Here is a 19645-nt window from a genome sequence, read left to right as displayed (position 1 = left end):
TGTGGGCGGCCGAAGGCGGCCGGCCACTGTCAAAGATCTTGAGGTTCGGCGCATGCCGGGGCGGATCGTCCGCACCATGCGAACAGGCCCGAAGGTTTGAGGAAAGTCGATGTCAGCGCGCATTTTCAGCCCCGCCAAGACCGCCATGCAGTCCGGAAAGGCCAAGACCGGATACTGGGTCCTGGAGTTCGACCCCGAGAAGCCGCGCAAGATCGATCCGCTGATGGGCTACACGACCTCTTCCGACATGCAGAGCCAGATCAGGCTGACCTTCGAGACGAAAGAAGAGGCGGTCGCTTACGCCGACAAACATGGCATAGCCTTCCGCGTGCAGGAGCCCAAGGAAACGAAACGGCGGCAGATTTCCTATTCGGACAATTTCCGCTATGACCGCAAGGCGCCCTGGACGCATTGAGCGGCAGCATGGCTTCGTCCCCCCGCAAGCGGCGGGCGAAGCTTGGGTGCGGTCGTTTGGTCCCGTAGCTCAGATGGATAGAGCACCGGCCTTCTAAGCCGGCTGTCACAGGTTCGAATCCTGTCGGGATCGCCACTAAACCCCTGAAAAACAAGCAAAATTTGCAACCGACAAACAAGCCAAAATAACCCAAAAATCCCGTGTAAGTCTCATGTAAGTTTTTTCGGGGCGTGTAAGGGCAGGGCTGCGACAAACTGTCAGCCACCACGCCTTGCCGGACGGCGCCCGGCTTGGATGCCCTGAGTGTCGATCTAGGGCGCGCTGGCACGCGCTTGCCGGTTGCGGGTGCTTGGCTGCCGGGCAAGGCTGGACGCGCTGGGCTGGGCTGGAAGCGGCGCTATTCGAAGGCGCGATTTTGGATGGCGTGCATCGCGCCCGCGCCTGCGATGAGCTTGGCCTTGAATGTCCGCGCCAGCCGTTCACCGGAACGCGGGATGAAGCGCTGGACCGGGTGATTTCCCTGAATCTCAAACGCCGGCATTTGAATGAAAGCCAGCGCGCGCTGATAGCGGCGGAGATCGCGACGATGAAGCAGGGCGCGCCGAAGGGCAATCAAAACGCAGCCAAAACAAATGGGCCAATTGACCCATTTGTAGAAAGTGAGCAGAGATCGGCAACAGAGGCGGCGAAAGTGCTCAACGTCAGTAAAAAATCCGTAGACCGCGCCCGTGCCTTGAAGCGCGAAGCGCCGCCGGAGGTGGTTCAGGAAGTCGCTCGCGGTGAAAAGACTGAGATCGGTGAAGCCTTGCTTCGTCAGCTTTCCGGGCTTGAAAAGATACGATGTCGTATCTTTTTGGCTCGCTCTTTATCAGCGGCGCGCTGGGCAAACCTCCGGCAAGCCGGAGATATGGGGCGCGGCTGAAAAGGGGGATTAAACCCCCCTTTTGAAATGTGCGGAATTCCGCACATTTGGGGCGCGCCCTATTCCGCCGCCATGCTCGCCGCGAAGGCATCGAACCGCCTGCCCTGTTCGGCCGGGCTCAGCTTGGTCTCGACGCATTGGAAAGCGGATTGCATAGGTGCGGGCGCCGGCTGGACGTCCGGGCCGATCAGCGGCACGCGCCAGCGCTTCCGGATGTTTGCGCGGTTGCTGCACGCCTTCTCGCAATAGCGCTTGCCGTCAAAATCCGGGGTGAAGAACCGGCCGCATTCGCCGCATGATATGGCCGGCCGCACCTTCTTCGGCTGGCGGCGCCGCAAGATCGCACCGAACGATTCCGCCCGCTGGGAATTGCTCCACGATGCCGCGCATGATTTGCCGCAAAATCGCGGCTCAGGCCGGCCAGCCTGCCGGAGCGGCTTGAAGGCGCGCCTGCACCATTCGCATGGCTTTTCCGATGCGGCATCCCGGCGCTGGTCGCGCCATAGCTGGGTCCGGGCGGCGAGATCGGCGCGGTGGTCTGCCGCGTATCTCAGGTTGCCTGCCGCCTCCATGCAGGTTGCTGAGCAGTATTTCCGCCGCTCGCGCTCGCCGGGCTCAGGATCGGGCATGACCTTCCCGCAAGGCTGCCACGCGCAAAAGGTCCGGATCGTGTCGACGTGGCCGGGCTGTGCTTCATCCCATGATGGCCGCTCAGCGCCGATCGCTCGTAAGGCGGCGGCGGTGATGTCACCTGATTGATCGTCGGCAGGCTGCCAGCCCCAGCCTTCGGAAATGAACCGCACCCTGAGCCCATGCCGCACCGTGGCCTCATGCCGGAAATATGTCGGACGGCCGCTTGCCAGCACTTGCGCGGCGAGCTTGACGAAGTGCTGGCGCCTGTCGCGGTTCATTCTCTGAAGGGCGTCGCCGTGCTTCGTCATGCGGGGAATCTAGACCTTTGATTCCGTGGAGTGAATCCCCCTCCCGGCGGGATGCACAAGGCTTAGCGATACCGGACGCTGAAGCTCTCGATACGGCGATGCGTCCGATCGGCCGGCAGGAAATCGAAGCTGCCGCCGCCGTCGCGCTGCACCTTGGCCTCGTGGCCGCGATAGAGACCGGATGCATCCGCCAAGGCGCTGATCACGGCATCGCCCAAGCTTTCGATCGTCGGAAAATCGGCGCCATACATGGCGACGCTGACCAAGCCTTCCGGAAACTGTGCCTGCCCCTGAAGTAGGACTTCGTCGGTCTCGGCAGTGCCTACCATCACGATGTAGGGCAGCGCCGCGCCCTGCGGTGCGACCGAGTAGTAAACCCGGTCCGACACGATGCCGGTGACTGCCGGCGCGGCGCTAAGCAGGGATTCGATGATCGGTAGCGCGGACATCGCCTATTTCCTCCGGTTGAATTCGGTGACCGACTTCACCGCGATCGACGGCACCTGCTTCTGATTATTCTCCCGGATCGCGGCGGAAACGCCTTCCTGCACCATGTCGACGATTTCCCGATTGCCCCTCGCGCCGTTGACATTGATGTCGATCGTCTGCCGTGGCCGATCGCGGGCAACGCTTCCGACTAAGCCGGAGCGGGCGGACGCTGATTGCCGCTCAGCCTGCCGGCTGGCAATGCGGTCGCCGGCTGACATCATCGCGCCGACGTCGCCGCCCTTGGCGAGGTGCGGAAGGCGATCGGCATTGATGGCAGCGAGCAACGGCGCGTACTTCCGCGCCGAACGGGCGTTGGTGACGTGCTCGCCATCGCTCAACATCGCCGGGATACGATCGCCAGTCGGGCCGCCGGGACCGCGCACGCTGCCGCCTTCGGCAAGCCGGAGCCCGGACCATGGATCAGCGCCGCCGCCACCGAACCCGCCGAACAGACTGCCAAGGATGTTGCCCAGCAAGCTGCCGCCGCCCGCGCTCGCCGGCATCGGCATTGCGAGCAACTGCTGCGCAACCTGCAAAAGAATTTGCAGAAGTTCCTCGCCTTCAAGCTTGCCGTCGCTCAGCGCCGTGGCGAGACTTTGCAGCGCCGACACGCCAATCTGGCCAAGCTGCTCATATCCGGTTTGCAGATCGGTGATGGCCTGCGTCTGATCCTTCGCCGCATCCGTCGCCGGCTTGAAGACGCCACCGCTGAATAGATCGGCTTCCTGATTTCTCCGATCGCGGTTGATGCCATCGTTATCGGAGCCGAGACCGCGAATCGCAGAATCGATCACGGCCGGATTGCCGGACTGGATAGCCTTCACGATGCGATCGGGCAGTTCGCCATAGTTGTACGCGATCGATGTCAGCGCGGCCTGCTGTTCCTTGGCGAAGGACGTCCAGACGTCGCCACCGACTTGCCGCTGAATGATGGCTTGGAATTCGACGATGCGGCGCGCCAGATCGCGATTGGCGGCATCAAGGCTGGTCAGCGTGCCAGACGTGACGCGGGAAACGCCACCGCCCGCGCTCGTGACGGTATCGCTGCCGTAGCCGACGCGGAAGGCGTCGACATCCCAGTATGCCTTGCCGCTGTAGCCTTCGAATTTCTTGATGAAACCCGTGGCGATATCCTCGCCGGTTTTCGTTGCCGCTGGGCTGGCACGGCCACCGGTGGAATCGGAAAAATACGGATCGACACGACGTTCCGGGGTGACGTCGACCGCATCCGGCAGCGGTATCTTGCTCGGATCATTGTCGGGCGTTTTGGTGCCGTCATCGAAATTCAGGAAGCCGCCACCGGGGCCACGGTTCAAATCGCCCGGCTGATATCCGCCCGCACTGATTTGGGTGAGAGCCGTAGCGGTGGCGGCGTCCATCTTGCCCAGCAAGGCCAGCGCCTGCCGCAACGCCCCGGTGAAGCGGCCAACGGCTGCCGGCAGGCTGTCCCCCAGACGGCCGGCGAGCGCGTCCACAACGCGAAGGGCCTGTTCACCCAGCGCGGTGGCCAGCGCGCGGCCAGCGTCATCGAATGCCTTCTTCGCGGCTTCCCCGGCGTTCTGGAACCTGCCCTGAATCAGTTCCAGCCGGCCGGCCACCTGATCGGCCATGCTGTTGCCGGTGTTGACCAAGCCGCTGATGACGGAATCAAAGTCGCGGGCTTCCGCTGTACCGGCGCCAATCTTGGCCTGAAGCCCCACAAAGGCGACGGAAAGACCACTGGCGATGTCTTCCTGTCCGCTTGCCCTCAGATCGGCCATGGCGGCGCTGAAATCGTCGACGACGCCTTCGAAGTCCTGTCTCAGGGCGCCGCGACTTGCGCGCACCTTGGCCTGAGCGGCTTCGAATGCCGCCAACAGCGGATCGGTGACGTTGCCGAGATCGTTGAACGCCTTGACGGTATCCAGAACGAATTGCTCAATCCCCCACTGCTGGGCAAACTGCTGTAGCTGCCGGCCAAGCTGGGCATGCTTTTCGTTGGTGCGGCCAATCGCTTCGCCAAGGCCAGTAATTGCCGGCACAACTACAGAATTTACGACGTCGGCGAATGCCTGACTTGCACCGGTCGATTTGTTGAACTCGCCGGCAGCCAGCGTCAACGCGGTGGCGATATTCGTAAATGCCTGCGAAAAAGTGAGCGAGGTCTTCGCAGCCTGAGCCTCAATTCCCTCCGAACCGCGCATGAAGCCTTCGAAGACGCGGCGCGCCGTCAATTCGCCATCGGCGCCCATCTGGCGAAGCTGTCCGATCGTGACGCCAAGCCCCTTGGCCAGCGACTCCGCCACGCTGGGCAGGTTCTCCAGAATCGAATTGAGTTCATCGCCGCGCAGTACGCCACTTCCCAGCGCCTGCCCGAGTTGATGTAGACCAGCACTCGCCGCCTGCGCATCGGTGCCGCTGGCGCGCAATCCCGCCGACATGCGAGCCGTGAACTTCTCCACGTCCTGACTGCTGATACCAAGCTCTTTCGCGGCCTTCGAAGTCTTCGAATACAGAGACGCGACGGCTTCGAACGATGCGCCGTTCTGCAAAGCGATTTTCGACAACCGCTCATATGCGCCGGTGAGTTCGCGGCCTTCCAGCCCGGCATTTTTCAAGCTGTTCTGGACGCGGGTTGCCGCATCGGAGAACCGGACAAACGCCTGTACGCTCAAACCGCCAGCAAGCCCGGCGCCGATGCCCTTGAACGATGCGGCGATGGCGCTGGCGGACGTCGCGCTCTGCTTTTCGATCTTGGCCAAGCTCCGGGCGGCAATGTCGGCGGTGCGCTGGAATTCGGCTTGCGGCTTCTTCAAGGCATTTTCGATGCCTTTCATCCGGGTGTTGGTGTCAGCCTGAGCCTTGGCCAAGGCGCGTTCATACCCCCTGACTCTGGCTTCCAGAGAAACGACTAATTTGGCGTTGTCGATATCGGCCATGCGTCACACAAACAAAAGGCCGGCCGGGCGATCGTCGCCGGCATAGATGGAAAGGCCGGACTCGCCGGTCACGGCACGGCCAACGGCCATTGCGCTGGCCACCGCCCCGTCAATCCTGCCCCTGCTACGGCCCTTATGAAACGAAGCATTCCCGCTGGAATCGGTCTTCGTCACCACGTTGGAAAAGCACCAACGGAGCAGCGAATTGCCGTCGTGGATGAATTTCCCGGCGAGGATCAGATTTTGCAGCTTGGCAATAGCCGGTCCCATGGAAGCCCAGCCCTGCCGGTGTTCCACCATCGGAAGCCCGTCCTGCTCAGCGAGATCGGCAGCCCAGTCTTTCAAGCGGTAAGGGTCAAACGCCGCCTCTTGCACGGCAAACCGGTCGGCGAGTTCGCGCACCTTGTCGGCGAGGATGCGCCGATCCACCACATTGCCGGGAGTCGCGACAAGATAGCCATTGTCACGGGCCTCGATATACGGCGCCCGGTCGGCTTCAGCCTTGGCCCTCAGATTATCTTCGGGGACGAAAAACCATGCAAAGACGTGGATTTCGTCATCATCGCGCGGGAATGCCGCAACGACCGCCGACAAGTCCGAAACCAAGCCGAAGTCGACCGCAAGCCAGCACGGCTCACCTTCATAGTCGTCAATCGAGATATCGCGGGCGCCGGCATCATAGATGACCAAATCCAGCCAGGGCGATGCGGCGCCATCCTGCCAACGGCCAAGATGGAAACGGAGAAAGTCGTCCTTTAGCTGCGGTAGCCGTGTTGCCTGCTTCGCTGCGGTGCGCAGTCCGTCTATATCGGGGAAGCCATAAGGCAAGCCCGGATTGGCGAGGTGCCACGCCCGCTCATCCTTCCAGTCGAGTTCTTCCGGGACTTCGAAGATGACGCTCAGGAAGGTTTCATCGATCACCGCGCCGGTGGCCACGTCGCGCGCATAGGCTTCGATTTCACCGGCGATGCCGTCCACGCCATAGCCGGCCGTTGTCGTGATGACATGCAAGGTGTTCGGAATCTTCGGCAGACCCGTCGTCAACGCCCTCCACAGTTCCCGGTTGTGCGACCAGACGTGAAGCTCATCGGTGCAAACAAGCTGGTAGGTCAGCCCGTGCTTGCCCTCGCCATCGGCGCTGATCGCCTGAAACTGGGAACCGCTCTTCGGATGCGAGATCGTGAAGACCGGCGCCTCGCGCTTTTGCGTGGCCTGTGAAAGGCGCGCGGACATGCCGATGATGCCAGCGGCTTCCTCCCACTGAATCTTGGCCTGCGACCTGTCCGACGCGGCGGCGATGATCTTGCCGCCGGTGACACGCTCCGGTCCGAAGAGATGCAGCAACGCCAGCGCGCCGGTGAGGCTGGTTTTGCGGCCACCGCGCCCCATCCTGAGATACAGCGTGCGCACCTTCCGCCGCCCGTCCGCATGGACGTCACCATAGACCTTGCGCACCAGCCGTTCCTGAAAAGGAAATAGCTGGAACTGGTGTTTCGGCGCCGTGCTTTTCGGATGCCGGAGCTTGCGCAGAAAATCGACGGCCCGTGCCCCATAACCAAGCGGATCGGGGATCGGGGAATCGTCAAACAGCCATACCGGGCGGATTTCAGACATCGCCGAAATCCTCGTCGTCATCGGCAGCGACAAAATCACCGGATGCCGCCCGGTTCGCGTCGCGGCTTTCCTGTATCAGCGCCAGCCGGCTGGCCAGCATGCGCGCCTGCTTCCGTGCTTCCTGCGCAATGGCGATTCCGGGGTGCGCCTGCGGCCGCTGGCCTTTCTTCAGGAAGAAAGAGCCCTGCCGCTGCACACTGCGCTCAGCGCGGCGAGCCGTGGCAACGGCGGCAATGTAGCTTTCCAGCAAGTCGAGATTGCCGGCGCTGAGACGGCCCTGTGCGGCGAGTTCCGTGGCGGCGCGCTGATAGACATCCCGGCAGATTGCAGGGCACCAGCGGGGCACTGTGACCGGCTCAGGGGCAGCCACAACCTTCAGCTTGGCGACGGGACCGCGTGTCACTGGATGGCCTCGCACTGCAATTCGAGGAACCGCCGCCGGCCGATTTCCCGGATATCGGAGATGCCATACGTCAAGCCATCGTCGGCGAGCACGCGGTCCGTCACGACGACGTCGGCGTACCTGATCGTGAACACGGCGCGGCGTTCGCTCTGCACCTGATCCGCGTCGAGAAATTCCCGGCCGGAGGCGCGCCGGATCGATGCCGGGACGCTCGCGAGATGCGTCGACCATGAGACGATGACGGCATTCGTTCCGGCATCGCGGCTTTCCGCCGGACGCTGGACGTCAATCCGTCGATCGAAGCTGCCGGCGCCGATCATTGCACGGTCCCCGATACAGGCGGCGCGATGGCAGCGGCATAGTCAGTCCGAAACTGCCGGATCAGCGGCCCGCGCCGTTCGACCATCACCATGCACAGCGCCAGCACGGCATAGGCATCGTTGCCGGTGAGAAGGCCATGCTGCCGGGCGAAAACCTCAGCGGTTTCCAGTTCCAGCACGCGGCAAGGATCGTCGGCGGTGCAAACCGCCAGCGCAAAATCCGTTGCAGCGTCAAGCAGTTGGCCGGTTTCCTCATCACGAAGCATTTCCGCCTCCTTTCGCGGCCTTGCGGGCGGCACGGCTCATGCGGGCGGTGATCGACTTCTTCAGCGCACGGAAAGCCGGATACAGGCTCGGATTCGGGTCCATGTCATCGGTGCCCCATTCCTGCGCCTTGGCGTAGTCGTATGAACCATGTCCGGCGCGGGCGGTGACAGTGGTCGACGGGCCACCGCTCACCACGAGCCGGTGAAGTTGATGGCGCCCGGCTTCGACATGGATGCTTTCCCGCAACGCGCCGCTTTCATGCGGTGCCAGCCCACGGGCCAATACGGCGGTGCGATTGGCGCCTTCCACTACGGCCTTTTCCAGTTCGGCGCGGGCAGCGGCCGGCATCCGGGCGAGCCTCTTATTCAGCGCGTTGAGACCTTGAACAGCCATCAGCCGAAGCCCCGCACGCGCCAGCGGTCGATCACGTCGGCGACTTCTGGATTTTCGGAAAGCGAGCCGGTGGCGAGCACCTGAGCCTCGCGCCATGCGTAGCGGCTGCCGACGACGGCAATCAACGCGTCCTTGATATCGGCAGGCACGTGTTCCGGATCGGCGCCGAAACCGCATGTGAGTTCGATCGTCACCGCCGTTCCGGACGGCCACCGGGATACCGGCGAGATAATCGCCGCATCGGTCGAGCCCAGCCCGCTCACGGTATATTCGGCAGGATCGATTTCCTGATCGTCGCCAGCGCCGTCGACATAGCTGATCGCGTCAACGCTGATCGTCGGCGGCAACGGCAACCGGATCGTGCCTGCCGGAAAGCGTTCCATAGAGAGGCGCCAGCGCTGTTCGATGAGCGGCCGGGCAAGTCTGCCATCCGCACCGTCAAAGGCCGCTGTAGCGGCGCCTATGAGGCGCTGGAGCATATCGTCATCGCTGTTGCCGATCACGGCGAGCGCGGCCTTCGTTTCTTCAAGCGTGATCGGCTCAACTGCCGGCGGCGAAATTCGAGTGAGCATCATTCATCCCCGATCGCGAAAAACGGCACAGCGGTTTTTTTCCCAGAATTTTCAATGCTCTGGCGCGTGTGGTGGGCGCGCGAACGGCTCAAACCCGGACCCACCCCGCCGTCCTTCTCTCGATAGGTGTCCGACGTGTTGCAGGACCGGCAGGACGGGCGCCAGTTGTCCTTGTTCATGCGCAAGGACGGATAGAGCCGGATGCTGAGGATGTGCGCGACGCAGGTTGCCGGCGCACCGCAGCGGCAGCGCTCGTTACCGGGCGCGGCGAGGAATGCCTTGGCGGCGAGCTTCCACCCTTCGTCATAGCCGCGCTTGGTGGCCGATGGCCGATGGTCGACGCGGACTGGCGCGCAGGTGCAGCGCTGTCCGGACGGGCGGACCTTTCCACACTGGCAGATCGTTGGTGCGGCCTTCGGCACGGCTGGCCTCCTTCGGTAAGGAGCGGGCGGCGCCGTGCTTAAACGCCGCCCGCAAGTTGAGCGACGCCGGTCTCAACGTCGCTCGTGTGGCGCGGGAGCAAAGGAAAGGGGAAACCCGCGCCGACTACTCGTTAGGCGACGGGCGCGCTCGCCGGCCGGCCAAGGATGGCGACGGCGCCAGCGGCGATCGACGTGCCGGACGCATAGGTCAGCACGATGCGGGCGTAGCGCTTGTCGCCGATATATCCGAGCTTGTAGGCCGTGCTTGCGCCCAACGTTGCCGGCGCATTCGAGAAGAACGTGCCGGCCGGCGCGTCCTCATAACCGGAGCCGGACGCATCGGAGTGCTGCACCTTGATGCCGAAGTCGCCAGCACCGACGATCGCGCCTGTGCTCACGACGAAGACGACGCTGCCATAGCCCTTGAGATCGATGGCGGCGCCATCGCCTGCCGCCGTCTTCACGGCCGGGGTGAGCGCCAACACGGCGCCGACTGAATGAAAGAGATCGCGCATCTGAAAAATCCTTTCTGATGCCTTTGCGTTTCGGGGTGAAGCTGCGCGGCGCGGCCTTAGCTGGTCGCGCAGCGAACCTTTCTCAGCGCTTCGGCGAGCACCATGCCGCCGCCGACGCGGCGCCGGGCGTGGAAGCGCACCAAGCCCTTGGTGGCCACCGAGTAGGGATCGCGCATCACCGACATGTTGACGCGGTCATAGATGCGATAGGCGCTGTTGAAATCGCCGAACACGATCGGCTCAGTGCCGGTCCCGACATCATCCATCGTCGGGTCTTCGATCACCGGCCGGCCAAGGATCGTTTCCGGCTGGCCAGCGGTAAGCGCGGGCTGCCAGAGATAGGCGCCGGAGCCGGCATCCTTCAGCTTGCGGATGGCGGCAAGGGTGCTGCCGTTCATCATCCAGACGCCGCGATTCCGGTAATACGCCGCCACCTTGTAAAAGGCGTCGATCAACAAATCGGCCGGCGCCGAACCCAGCGTGCTCGCATTGCCGGAGAAGCTGTAGGCAACGCCGGTTGTCTCCATGACGCCAAGAGGCTTTTTGACGCCATCGCCCTGCGAGAACGCCAGCGCCTCCAGACGGCCGAATTCCTCCGCCAGATCGAAGGCGACTTCGCCCTCAACGTTGACGGCCGCGTCTTCCAGCAACTTCAAGCTGACATCGACGTAACAGGCCATTTCGTGAATCGGGATTTCGGCCTGCCCATAGGTTGAGCCGGTTTCGCTCCGGTCTTCGGTCTCGCCGACCCAATGTCCGGTAGGACGGCCGGTGCGCTTGGGAAGGATGACCTCGCCGGAAGCGGTGCTGCCGACACGCGCGGCCTGCCGGATCGGCGAGCGCTCAACGATGCCCTTGATCACCTCAGCGACGAAATCGGAAGGCGCCAGATATCCGCCAGCGCTGTCATCGGCGACGCGAAGCGCCTTCGCCTCTTCCACGGCCAGCGCTTCACGGCCGGAGCGGAGATAACCCGTAAACGCCTTGCGCTCCGGGCTGGGCTCATCGGCGCTGCCGCCGATCGCCGGACGGGCAAGCCGGGTTTCCAGATCGTCGGCGCGATCGGTCGCCGCCTTCAGTTCGGTGCGAAGCTCGCCGATCTTGGTTTCCATGGTGGCGGCGAGCCCGGCAAGCGCCTGCTCAACGGCATTGTCGCCGCCGGTCGCATCCTTGGTTTCAAGGCGAAGCGCGGTGCTCGCCTTCAGTTCGTCTTTCAGGGTATGGCGCATCTTCGATCTCCTAGGCTGCGCGAATTCGGGCGTGCGCCCGGTTGATCGCCGCAACGACGCGCTGGGCGAATTCTTCGTTTTTCACCGCCTGCACGGCGGCGGATTCGTTCATCGGGAAAGCCGTCAAAGAAATTTCCCGCAAATCGACTTCCTCAAGGAAGCGGACCTTTTTCGCGGAATCCCAGCGGTCGCGGATCGACCTGAAGCCGATGGACAGGCCATCCAACGCGCCAGCCTTCAACAGCACATAGGCTTCCTTGGCGGCGGCAACGTCCAACAGAAGCCGCCCCTTCACCCAAAGGCCGCGATCGTCTTCCTTGGCGTCGGTCCACTGCCCGATAAGCTGGCGCGGATCATGATCACGAAGCATCTTGATCCTGCCGGCCGGGCGCGTGGCCAGAGACTTGGCGAAGGCGCCGGGCAAGACGGCATCGTTGCCCTGATCGACCGCGTAGGTGCTCGCATAGCCTTCGAATTCGCCGGTATCGGAGACGGCCTTGACGTCCAGCGAGACGTAGGTGCCGGTGTCGGACATCATTCGCCCCCGTCCATGCTCAGCGCCTCACCAAGCAGGCGCCGGTGTAAGGCATCGGCCAAAATCCTGCCGAGCGTGAGCGTCGGCAGCGGGATTTCATCCACACCGGCGGACCAGCGCGAGCCGTCGCTATTGATCAGCCCGCGCGGCACGCATTCCTCGATCGCGCCGGGCTCGCCCCTGAGAAGCGCCGCCATGAGATGCGGCGCCACCGGGATGCTGGTCGCCTCGCAAGCCTGCTTTGCGGCGGAGAAGCTGAAGAACGCGCTCACGCCCGGCATGGTCGGGATAGGCTGCGGACGCATCGCCTCCGGCATTCCGTCAAAATTATTCCTGGGCTTTGTCGTCGCCATCGTCGGCCCCTTCCGTGCTGCCGGGCGCGCCGGGCGTGGTGTTCGGATTGGCGAGGGTGTTGCCCTCCGGATGCGCCGGGAGGTTTTCCAGCCGGCGCACCTCGTTTGCGGTCATGATTCCGGCGGTGCGGGCCACGCTGTAGGCTGCGAACCGGCTGGCGGTATCGCCACGCTCAAGGCCGGCCGTGCTCATCTCGACGTACAAGCCGGCCGCGCGTTCGGCGGGTGTCAGCACGCTGCGCTCAAGCGCGGCCTCCCATGCCTGCACCCACGGCAGCACCGTCGTCTGAAGGAAAACCCGGTTGAGTTCTTCGATATTGCGCCAAGTGCCCCGGCTGAGCGAACTGACCAGCACCTCCGGCACGCCAAAGGCGCGGCAGATTTCGCTGACCTGAGTCTGGCGAAGTTCGTTGTATTGCGAATCGGTGGACGTCAGCGCCAGCGCTTCGAAACTGCCGCCTTCCTCGATAATCGCGGTTTTGCCGCTGTTCGTGCCGCCGAAAGAGCTATGCCAAGCGTCGGAAATTCTTTTTGCCGCGACGTCGGTGAGCCTGCCGGGGATTTTCAAAACTCCGGATGGCCGCGCGCCATTTTTGAAAAGCGAGCTTCCATGCTGCTCCAGCACAACGGCGAGCCCGATGGCGCTGGCGGCATCCCGGAGCGGCGAACGGCCACCGAACGGGCAAAGCTCTATCACGTCCTGATAGGACATCCGCTGTTCGCCGCCGGCCTTGAGCCGGATGAAATAATGCGGCTCAAGCGTGCCTTCGTCCACCTCGCGCCGGACGGCACCACGCGGCAGCATCAAGATTTCCCTCACCTCGCCGCGAATGCGGGTGACCTTGGCATAGGCGCGGCCATCGACCAGCGCGGCGAACGTCATCAACTGGAGGAATTCGCTGGACGCCTGCCACGGCGCCACAAAGCCGCCCAACAGCCGATCAGCCGGATGCTGGGATGCCCTGTCACGTTCCCCGGCTTCGTCCTTCTGGAAGACGTGGACGGGCAAGCTGCCAAGCGTGTTTGAGATCAGCCGGAGACAGGCGCCGGCCGTGCTCTGCTGCATGGCGACGCCTTCGCCAACGGCGACACCGCTAAGGCTGGCGGGGATGCCGAACAGGGCGAGCGCGGCCGGATCGGCGAGGCTGTAATCCTTCGCCTCAACCGGCTGGGAACCGCCAAAGATTTTTGTCCAAATCGACATGAGCCGATCGGAATAGGATTTTCATCCCAGCGGCAACCGCACCGCGCATGCTCCGATCGGCGGGGATTCATTGCGATTTTTCCCGGTAACTTTTTCCGCCAGCCGCCGAAAGTGTGCAGATTCTGCACACATCCCAGTGCCGAAGGCTTGACTGAGGAAATGTTTCCGCCGAGCGGAAACATCAAGCCAGCGACATATTTCGCGGCTTGACCGGCGAAAGTTTGCAGAGTTCTGCAAACATTGTCGCCGGCCGGGCTCATGCCTCGACCTGCCGGCGAAACCATTTTTCCACCCCGTCGCGATCGAAAATAATCCGGCAATTATATTTTACGAAAGGCGGCAGTGCGCTCCGGGGAAGCTCGCGACGTTCGATCCGCTGGATTTTCCGCCGGAGCGTCGGCACGCCAAGCCCGATCAAAAATGCCGTCTCTTTCACGCTGAGATAATTATCCAACAGGCTTTTCATTTTTCAGAACCCCTGCGACTGGCGAGCATACGAATTCGCACCTTGGGAATTTTGACTATTTGCCTGCCGGCCTTTTTCGCGTTCGCGAATTTTTTTATCCTCGGCGAGCATCGCCAGTGCCTCACGCGGCGTCAGTCTGAATTTCAATTTTTCGCGAATTTTTTCCATGGTCTCAGGCAACGTGTCGGGGTCGCGCTTGATGACCTCAAGCATCATTTCGATCTCTTCTTTTTCATCAAAAGGCGGAGGGAAAGGACGGTCCAATTCAGGGGCATCAGAAGCATCAGAACACCCCTTAGAACCGACAGGGTGCGAACCCTCTTTTTCAGGCTGTCCCCTTCTGAGCAGACTCTTCTCTGTAGGGAGTACTTCAGGGTATTCCCCTGTAATTTTTACCGGAACGTCCCTGTAAAATTTGCCGGAACGTCCTTTTGGCTCGTTTTCAGCGGACGAATCCGTCCCTGTAGAATTTACCGGGACAGATTCACTCTCAGCGGACGATTCCGTCCCGGTAAAATTTACAGGGTCAACATCGCTCTCGGTGGATTTCGTCCCTGTAGAATTTACCGGGGCGGGTGACGCCGCCGCCGCCTTTTTCATCCCGCTCGCGACTTCTCTTTTTTTCCGGCGAATGCGTTTTGTCTCGGCACGATCCGCCTCAGCTTTCAAAAGCCGGGCTTCTTCGTCGCGAATATGTGCCGTGACAACGTGCTCACGCTTTTTGAAGCTGAGTTCATAAAAGTCAGCGCCTGCCTCCGTCCGCCGCCCCGGAACACGGCAGAGGTAGCCAAGGTCCACCAACCTCCTGCGCCCACAGATCGCTGTTTTTCCAGAAATATTTGCCATGACCATGAGCTTTGTCGTCGCCGCAAAGGCGACTGACCCTGTCTCAGGCGTGATGAAACTCAGGTAACATCTAATGATCGCCAAATCCGAAGGCAGGCATTTCGGATCGGCCGCCACGATTTCCATAAACCTGAATTTCCAAGTCGCCAGAGAGGCTTGCCTCATAGCGCCCGGAGATCGCTTGTCCGGGATCAGCATGACAGCCCCCGCATTTCGTTCGCCATCTTGATCGCCTTGATGGCCTCGCCCGTGGACAGCCCGAACCGCCGCTTAAGCTCCGGCATCACCGGCCGGGGCGCATCGTGGCCAGCCTCAACAAGCCATTCCGCCGCGGCATCGTAAAGGCTTGCCAATGCCTCCGGAGAGGAATAACTTCCTGTGAGTCCTTCATTCCCGGCCGGCGGCGTGGCGAGCGCCCCGGCCGTTTTCGTGGCGGTCATTCCAGCCCCCGCTCGAACATGTCGAGTTGGTGTGCGGTCGGTTCCGGGGCGCAGATCGGCTTGGCAACACATGTCGGAACTGGCTTGCGTTCCGGCTGCCGGGCGCGCCTGAGCTTCGCCAGTTCCGTGGTGCCGCCGCCCTTTTCAACGGCTCTTTCGGTTTCCGCCGCCGCATGCAAATCATGCAGCACGTCTGCCTCGTCGGGCGCACCATCGCGCCACAGAGCCGGCAGCTTGCCATACAGGGAAGTGGCAAGCCTCCATGCGTTCGGGATCATTTCCGAGATATGCTTTTCGTATCTGGAAAGCCGTTCACGTCTCGGCAAATCGAAATACGGATTCAGCCAAGGCGACGAATTAAACCGGGCTTCGATCGAACGGCCGCCGCAATAGATCATGCGGCCGGTCAATTCCCCCCACCGGGAAAGGCGGTGGTCCTTTGCGAGGTCGACGGCGGGGAGGAAATCGCCGGGCTCGCAATGTCTGAAGCGTGGATCGATCAAGCTGTCGTAGCGCCGGTGAAGATCGTAGATGGCTTCATCGTCATCGCGACATGCCCGGTAATGAGCATCGCTAAACCTGTCTGCTTCAGCGAATGCGGCAGCGACCATGCGGGCATCAAGCGCCGGCTCAAACCAGCGCATGACGCGGATGTACCATTCCGCAGACTCGGTCTCTTCCGGCCACGTGTCCGCGTCCGATTCCTCCCAGATCACATCATGATCGTTAAAATCGCGGAGACAGAACGTTGCGAAGACCACGTTTTCGAAACGTTCTTTTGCCGTGGCTGCCGGAGCCGGTGGCGGCGCAAACGGAAAGAAATCAACGGCGTTCATGGCCGTTACTCGCGCTCGGCCGGGACGGCGTCGCTCGTGGTGCGGCGCGTCGTGCCCAAGCGCTCGCTGATCCACTCGTCAAGCTCGCCGGTGGTCGAATATGCCTTGCCCAGAAATTTCCGGTAAGCCGGCCCACCGCCCACGGTGGCAAATTTGGTCAAAGTCTTTGCTGAAATCTTCAGCCCTTTTTCGGCGAGATATTTTGCGGATTCTCTCCGATCAAGGAATCTATCAGTCTTATGCATGTCGCATCTCCGTTACGCGAAACTCAGATCACGCTTCGGAGGTTACAAGGACTTGCCTATAGCCGCATAGGGTAAGCGACTATATTTCTCATGGGTGCGGATATACGTGTGAAATCAGTGCCATGCGCCCGGTGATGGCAAATTTAATTGTCAGGAGTGTTTGGGCGCCGGCCGCGCTGGAGACTGCCGGCGCCAGTCGCGCCGGAGGCTACCGGCGCCGGTTGCGGGCGTCGGCGAGATCGGTCACGTCGGCGGCGGGTGCACCGGACGCAAGCGCCAATCCGGCCGTGGCGATCGATGCGGCGCGTTCGCCGATCGCCTGCTTTCTCTGCTCAGCAAAATGAATGTATCGTTGGCTTGTCGCCAGATTTCTATGACCCATGGCCTGCATGATTTCCGGCGCTGAACCGCCCTCCATGGCGAAGTGGGAGGCGCGACTATGGCGCAATCCATGAAGGCCGAGATCGGGCCGGGACAGGTTTGCCTTGGCCTTAACCTTATCCCACGGCCGGGATAGATTCACCGGGCCAACACCATGCGCGGGGACAAGTACGAAATCGTCCGGTTCCCGTGCCGGCTGTCTGGCAATGATCACCATGGCATCGGTGGTTAGATCGATTTCGCGCGGCTTCCCGGTGCGGCCACCGGTTTTATGGTTCTTCCATGGCAACACGATCTTGCCAGCCTTGAGATCAATGTGCCGCCACCGCATGGCGGCGATTTCCGATCGACGTCCACCGGTAAGGGCGACAAGGCGCAAGCCATCGGCGGCGCTGGCACCGATCACCCTTTTCGTTTCGAGATCGGCGATCGTCGCGAACACTCTGGAATATTCTGCCGCGTCCTCAATGATCGCGTCGCGCTCGCCATCCGGGCCGGTGGCGAATTTTTCCAGCGGGTGAATCGTGATCAGCTTGGCGTCGTCTCGTGCCCATGCCAGCACGGATTTCAAAAGGCGAAGACTCTTCCGGGCTGCACCTTCACCACCCCGGACACGGGCAAGGGCACGCTTCCCCATTTTCTCCCGGACAGCGGTTTTGCCGTCCCGGATATCGGCGAAGCATTTCTTCGCCTTTTCCACGGTCAGCGCCTCGACCAGCGTTTTGCCGAGAAGCGGTTTCAAATGTCGGTTGATTCGGCCCTTGTCGGTCTGCTGTGTGGTTGCCGCCTTCGCCTTGAAGTCTTCCGATAGGAGATAGCTGTCTAGAAGATCGGCGACGGTTAGCGCGTCTCGGCGCGCCTGCTTTTCGGCAAGCGGATCGACACCGTCGACCACGTTGCGGCGCATTCCTTCGGCCTTGCGGCGGGCTTCGTCGGCGGTGAGTTGGCCATACTTGCCCAGCGTCGCGCGACGATCATTCCCGGCTGGAAGGCGATACTGGTAGACGAAGCTCTTCACCCCGCTGGGCAAGACCTGAAGCCCAAATCCCTTCAGTTCGCTATCCCAGTGATAGACGCGCTTGTCCGGATCGACGGTCACGGAATCCACGAAGGTCTTGTTGATTTTCGGCATGCTCAAACCCCCTGAAAAACTGCCTTACACGGAGCCGTGTAAGTGCCATGTAAGTCGCAGGCGGTAAGTCCGAGTAATTTATATCTGCGACCATCGGCGCAAGAGTAAGGGCAAAACCCTTATTCCACAAGGGATTGGAGCGTAGAATAATGCACGGGTAAGTCGGAGGGGTATGGCGGTAAGGGGTATCGGATTGGCCTTCTAAGCCGATGGTCGCAGGTTCGAATCCTGCCGGGATCGCCACCTTTCAGATTGTCCGCCCCGGAAACGGCGGGCACGAACCGGACAGTCTCGATCACCAGCAGGACACGATCCGCTATCCTGGCGACATTGCCAGCCGGGAGCATCGGCCACCGCCAGATCTTTTGCGAAGATGAAGTAGAGCCGGTTCGTTCGAACCTCCGCCCCTCCAGAGTGAACGTCAGACGGTGCGAACCGAATGGCCGGTCTCGTCCCTGAGCAGGCGTGGACTGCGCCGCTTGCTGGTTCTGGCTGGGGTCTATTGCGCAGGATCGACTTAAAAAGCCATGATCCGATGACGATAGGCGCGCTCGAGCAGGAGCCCGGTCACTAGGAAGAGCGATCCGACGAGGAAAACATACGGCTTGTCCAGCATCGGATCATAGGTCAGGTACACGGCGGTCCGCACCCACTCCACGCAATGCAGCAGTGGATTCCACACGATGACGGCCTGCATGGCAGGCGGCATCAGCGTCGGCACATAGAACACGCCCGAAAGGATCAACAGCGGAAAGCGGAGGATGCCCCAGACACGCTCCCAGGTGGGCGTGATCGCCGCGACCACCGCATTGAATGTGCCGACGCCGAAGCTCAGGAAGCAGATCGCGCCGATGGCCTCGGCGAATTTGCCATAGTTGACGATGATCTTGTCCTCGCTGACGATCGACAACAGCGAATAGAAGATCGCCCAGATGACGAACATGATGATCGTTTCGAGAATCAGCCGTGCCGCTATGACGTCGACCGGCTTGACCGGCGGATAGGCGAGTAGGGCCTTGTTCGACGAGATGGCGCTCACGCCCCGAGAGGCTATCGACGAGAACATGCGGAAGGTGAGGATGCCGGACAGGATAAAAAGCAGCAGGTTCTGCCCGAACGGAATGCGGTTTTCCATAAAGGCCCTGACCGAAACGATGAAGACCACATAAGCCATCGGCTCCAGCAGAAGCCAGATGAAGCCGAACTTGTTCTTTCCGAAGCGGGTGCGGGTTTCGCGAAGGACCATTGCCGTAACCACCCTGGCGGCAACGCCGAGTTGGTTTGGAAAGGTCTGCGCGCGGACGCCGCTCAGCATCTGATTTGCCACGATAGCCTCTGGATCATATCACCGTGGTTGGCACCAGATGGCACGGGAAACACAAACGCAAGACGAAAATAGGGCCGCTTGGTGTCATTGGCCAATTGTTCAGACAGCGGGATCGTCCGGGCCGGACAGGAACGGCCTGGTCGGAGTGGCAGGATTCGAACCTGCGACCCCCTGATCCCAAATCAGGTGCGCTACCAGGCTGCGCTACACTCCGGCTGATGCGAACCCCTAGAGAAGCAAGGGGTTTAGCGCAACCCCAAATTTTCTATCATTGCTTCCGCCTAGGAACAAAAGGGGTCCCGGTGTAGGTTTTGTGACCCAAATCCCCACCGGAATCCCCACCGGAAGTTCTCCTTTTGTTCTAATGCTAAATGCCCGCAACTGGACCGCATTGGCTTCTACGTGAGCCGCGGCTAGGCTCTGTCGTTTGGTATGCGGTCCTACAGCGACAGTTCGTATG

Annotated in this window: 24 protein-coding genes and 2 tRNA genes; 3 read left to right on the top strand and 23 right to left on the bottom strand. The window is 61.7% G+C overall.

Annotation, left to right across the window (positions count from 1 at the left end; translation table 11 throughout):
- The first annotated feature begins 109 nt into the window (after nucleotides 1-109).
- The 3 genes from RB623_RS10075 to RB623_RS10065 all read left to right on the top strand — a co-directional run bounded on the left by RB623_RS10075 (nucleotide 110) and on the right by RB623_RS10065 (nucleotide 1337).
- Nucleotides 110-415 (top strand): ETC complex I subunit, encoded by a 306-nt coding sequence (locus RB623_RS10075; protein ID WP_308056659.1) that lies wholly within the window; start codon nucleotides 110-112, stop codon nucleotides 413-415.
- A 58-nt stretch (nucleotides 416-473) separates the two neighbouring features.
- Nucleotides 474-550, top strand: a tRNA-Arg gene (locus tag RB623_RS10070).
- A gap of 214 nt (nucleotides 551-764) precedes the next feature.
- Nucleotides 765-1337, top strand: coding sequence for a hypothetical protein (locus RB623_RS10065; protein WP_308056658.1), 573 nt, complete (start codon nucleotides 765-767; stop codon nucleotides 1335-1337).
- Between the two features lie 59 nt (nucleotides 1338-1396).
- Here RB623_RS10065 and RB623_RS10060 read toward each other — a convergent pair whose 3' ends face one another.
- From RB623_RS10060 to RB623_RS09950, 23 genes are all read right to left on the bottom strand, one after another.
- Nucleotides 1397-2278 (bottom strand): hypothetical protein, encoded by an 882-nt coding sequence (locus tag RB623_RS10060; protein ID WP_308056657.1) that lies wholly within the window; start codon nucleotides 2276-2278, stop codon nucleotides 1397-1399.
- Between the two features lie 62 nt (nucleotides 2279-2340).
- Nucleotides 2341-2727, bottom strand: a complete 387-nt coding sequence (locus RB623_RS10055; protein WP_308056656.1) for a DUF3168 domain-containing protein — start codon at nucleotides 2725-2727, stop codon at nucleotides 2341-2343.
- Between the two features lie 3 nt (nucleotides 2728-2730).
- The gene (locus RB623_RS10050; RefSeq protein WP_308056655.1) at nucleotides 2731-5685 is read right to left on the bottom strand and encodes a tape measure protein; all 2955 of its coding nucleotides are present in this window, start codon (nucleotides 5683-5685) and stop codon (nucleotides 2731-2733) included.
- 3 nt (nucleotides 5686-5688) lie between these two features.
- Nucleotides 5689-7299, bottom strand: coding sequence for a terminase TerL endonuclease subunit (locus RB623_RS10045; RefSeq protein ID WP_308056654.1), 1611 nt, complete (start codon nucleotides 7297-7299; stop codon nucleotides 5689-5691).
- Nucleotides 7292-7645, bottom strand: coding sequence for a P27 family phage terminase small subunit (locus RB623_RS10040; RefSeq protein WP_308056861.1), 354 nt, complete (start codon nucleotides 7643-7645; stop codon nucleotides 7292-7294). Before RB623_RS10040 ends, RB623_RS10045 begins: the two co-directional genes overlap by 8 nt.
- Nucleotides 7646-7698: 53 nt before the next feature.
- On the bottom strand, nucleotides 7699-8022 hold the full coding sequence (locus RB623_RS10035) for a phage head closure protein (RefSeq protein WP_308056653.1): 324 nt from the start codon (nucleotides 8020-8022) through the stop codon (nucleotides 7699-7701).
- On the bottom strand, nucleotides 8019-8288 hold the full coding sequence (locus tag RB623_RS10030) for a hypothetical protein (protein ID WP_308056652.1): 270 nt from the start codon (nucleotides 8286-8288) through the stop codon (nucleotides 8019-8021). Before RB623_RS10030 ends, RB623_RS10035 begins: the two co-directional genes overlap by 4 nt.
- Complete coding sequence (locus tag RB623_RS10025; protein WP_308056651.1) at nucleotides 8278-8682, bottom strand: HK97-gp10 family putative phage morphogenesis protein; 405 nt, start codon at nucleotides 8680-8682, stop codon at nucleotides 8278-8280. Before RB623_RS10025 ends, RB623_RS10030 begins: the two co-directional genes overlap by 11 nt.
- A complete protein-coding gene (locus tag RB623_RS10020) occupies nucleotides 8682-9257 on the bottom strand; it encodes a phage head-tail connector protein (protein ID WP_308056650.1) in 576 nt (191 codons plus the stop codon). The genes RB623_RS10025 and RB623_RS10020 overlap by 1 nt, the downstream gene beginning before the upstream one ends.
- Nucleotides 9254-9676, bottom strand: a complete 423-nt coding sequence (locus RB623_RS10015; RefSeq protein ID WP_308056649.1) for an endonuclease — start codon at nucleotides 9674-9676, stop codon at nucleotides 9254-9256. The genes RB623_RS10020 and RB623_RS10015 overlap by 4 nt, the downstream gene beginning before the upstream one ends.
- Nucleotides 9677-9807: 131 nt before the next feature.
- Nucleotides 9808-10191 carry a hypothetical protein gene (locus RB623_RS10010; RefSeq protein ID WP_308056648.1) on the bottom strand — a complete coding sequence of 128 codons (384 nt, stop codon included), beginning with the start codon at nucleotides 10189-10191 and terminating at the stop codon, nucleotides 9808-9810.
- A gap of 56 nt (nucleotides 10192-10247) precedes the next feature.
- On the bottom strand, nucleotides 10248-11420 hold the full coding sequence (locus RB623_RS10005; protein WP_308056647.1) for a phage major capsid protein: 1173 nt from the start codon (nucleotides 11418-11420) through the stop codon (nucleotides 10248-10250).
- Between the two features lie 10 nt (nucleotides 11421-11430).
- Nucleotides 11431-11958, bottom strand: coding sequence for an HK97 family phage prohead protease (locus RB623_RS10000; RefSeq protein ID WP_308056646.1), 528 nt, complete (start codon nucleotides 11956-11958; stop codon nucleotides 11431-11433).
- On the bottom strand, nucleotides 11955-12272 hold the full coding sequence (locus RB623_RS09995) for a hypothetical protein (protein WP_308056645.1): 318 nt from the start codon (nucleotides 12270-12272) through the stop codon (nucleotides 11955-11957). Before RB623_RS09995 ends, RB623_RS10000 begins: the two co-directional genes overlap by 4 nt.
- A gap of 10 nt (nucleotides 12273-12282) precedes the next feature.
- On the bottom strand, nucleotides 12283-13512 hold the full coding sequence (locus RB623_RS09990; protein ID WP_308056644.1) for a phage portal protein: 1230 nt from the start codon (nucleotides 13510-13512) through the stop codon (nucleotides 12283-12285).
- A 256-nt stretch (nucleotides 13513-13768) separates the two neighbouring features.
- Entirely contained in the window at nucleotides 13769-13978 is a 210-nt protein-coding gene (locus RB623_RS09985) for a hypothetical protein (protein ID WP_308056643.1), read from the bottom strand.
- A 3-nt stretch (nucleotides 13979-13981) separates the two neighbouring features.
- Nucleotides 13982-15022: a hypothetical protein gene (locus RB623_RS09980; protein WP_308056642.1), complete on the bottom strand. Its 1041-nt coding sequence runs from the start codon at nucleotides 15020-15022 to the stop codon at nucleotides 13982-13984.
- The gene (locus tag RB623_RS09975) at nucleotides 15016-15264 is read right to left on the bottom strand and encodes a hypothetical protein (protein WP_308056641.1); all 249 of its coding nucleotides are present in this window, start codon (nucleotides 15262-15264) and stop codon (nucleotides 15016-15018) included. The genes RB623_RS09980 and RB623_RS09975 overlap by 7 nt, the downstream gene beginning before the upstream one ends.
- Entirely contained in the window at nucleotides 15261-16100 is an 840-nt protein-coding gene (locus RB623_RS09970; protein WP_308056640.1) for a hypothetical protein, read from the bottom strand. Before RB623_RS09970 ends, RB623_RS09975 begins: the two co-directional genes overlap by 4 nt.
- Before the next feature lie 5 nt (nucleotides 16101-16105).
- Nucleotides 16106-16261, bottom strand: a complete 156-nt coding sequence (locus tag RB623_RS09965; protein WP_308056639.1) for a hypothetical protein — start codon at nucleotides 16259-16261, stop codon at nucleotides 16106-16108.
- Nucleotides 16262-16553: 292 nt separating this feature from the next.
- A complete protein-coding gene (locus tag RB623_RS09960; protein ID WP_308056638.1) occupies nucleotides 16554-17858 on the bottom strand; it encodes a site-specific integrase in 1305 nt (434 codons plus the stop codon).
- Between the two features lie 517 nt (nucleotides 17859-18375).
- The gene (locus RB623_RS09955; protein WP_308056637.1) at nucleotides 18376-19185 is read right to left on the bottom strand and encodes an ABC transporter permease; all 810 of its coding nucleotides are present in this window, start codon (nucleotides 19183-19185) and stop codon (nucleotides 18376-18378) included.
- Between the two features lie 137 nt (nucleotides 19186-19322).
- A tRNA-Pro gene (locus RB623_RS09950) sits at nucleotides 19323-19399 on the bottom strand.
- Nucleotides 19400-19645 lie beyond the last annotated feature (246 nt).

Origin of the sequence: Mesorhizobium sp. LHD-90 (assembly GCF_030929505.1) — a bacterium.
GTDB lineage: Bacteria > Pseudomonadota > Alphaproteobacteria > Rhizobiales > Rhizobiaceae > Kumtagia.
The sequence above is the reverse complement of the archived record's forward strand: the minus strand, read 5'-3'. Positions and strand labels throughout refer to the sequence as shown.

Excerpts from the sequence above, each read along its gene's own strand:
- RB623_RS10075 (WP_308056659.1), top strand. The coding sequence starts at position 110 with ATGTCAGCGCGCATTTTCAGCCCCGCCAAGACCGCCATGCAGTCCGGA.
- RB623_RS10060 (WP_308056657.1), bottom strand. The coding sequence starts at position 2,278 with ATGACGAAGCACGGCGACGCCCTTCAGAGAATGAACCGCGACAGGCGC.
- RB623_RS10055 (WP_308056656.1), bottom strand. The coding sequence starts at position 2,727 with ATGTCCGCGCTACCGATCATCGAATCCCTGCTTAGCGCCGCGCCGGCA.
- RB623_RS10050 (WP_308056655.1), bottom strand. The coding sequence starts at position 5,685 with ATGGCCGATATCGACAACGCCAAATTAGTCGTTTCTCTGGAAGCCAGA.
- RB623_RS10045 (WP_308056654.1), bottom strand. The coding sequence starts at position 7,299 with ATGTCTGAAATCCGCCCGGTATGGCTGTTTGACGATTCCCCGATCCCC.
- RB623_RS10035 (WP_308056653.1), bottom strand. The coding sequence starts at position 8,022 with ATGATCGGCGCCGGCAGCTTCGATCGACGGATTGACGTCCAGCGTCCG.
- RB623_RS10030 (WP_308056652.1), bottom strand. The coding sequence starts at position 8,288 with ATGCTTCGTGATGAGGAAACCGGCCAACTGCTTGACGCTGCAACGGAT.
- RB623_RS10025 (WP_308056651.1), bottom strand. The coding sequence starts at position 8,682 with ATGGCTGTTCAAGGTCTCAACGCGCTGAATAAGAGGCTCGCCCGGATG.
- RB623_RS10020 (WP_308056650.1), bottom strand. The coding sequence starts at position 9,257 with ATGATGCTCACTCGAATTTCGCCGCCGGCAGTTGAGCCGATCACGCTT.
- RB623_RS10010 (WP_308056648.1), bottom strand. The coding sequence starts at position 10,191 with ATGCGCGATCTCTTTCATTCAGTCGGCGCCGTGTTGGCGCTCACCCCG.
- RB623_RS10005 (WP_308056647.1), bottom strand. The coding sequence starts at position 11,420 with ATGCGCCATACCCTGAAAGACGAACTGAAGGCGAGCACCGCGCTTCGC.
- RB623_RS10000 (WP_308056646.1), bottom strand. The coding sequence starts at position 11,958 with ATGATGTCCGACACCGGCACCTACGTCTCGCTGGACGTCAAGGCCGTC.
- RB623_RS09995 (WP_308056645.1), bottom strand. The coding sequence starts at position 12,272 with ATGCCGGAGGCGATGCGTCCGCAGCCTATCCCGACCATGCCGGGCGTG.
- RB623_RS09990 (WP_308056644.1), bottom strand. The coding sequence starts at position 13,512 with ATGTCGATTTGGACAAAAATCTTTGGCGGTTCCCAGCCGGTTGAGGCG.
- RB623_RS09985 (WP_308056643.1), bottom strand. The coding sequence starts at position 13,978 with ATGAAAAGCCTGTTGGATAATTATCTCAGCGTGAAAGAGACGGCATTT.
- RB623_RS09980 (WP_308056642.1), bottom strand. The coding sequence starts at position 15,022 with ATGCTGATCCCGGACAAGCGATCTCCGGGCGCTATGAGGCAAGCCTCT.
- RB623_RS09975 (WP_308056641.1), bottom strand. The coding sequence starts at position 15,264 with ATGACCGCCACGAAAACGGCCGGGGCGCTCGCCACGCCGCCGGCCGGG.
- RB623_RS09970 (WP_308056640.1), bottom strand. The coding sequence starts at position 16,100 with ATGAACGCCGTTGATTTCTTTCCGTTTGCGCCGCCACCGGCTCCGGCA.
- RB623_RS09960 (WP_308056638.1), bottom strand. The coding sequence starts at position 17,858 with ATGCCGAAAATCAACAAGACCTTCGTGGATTCCGTGACCGTCGATCCG.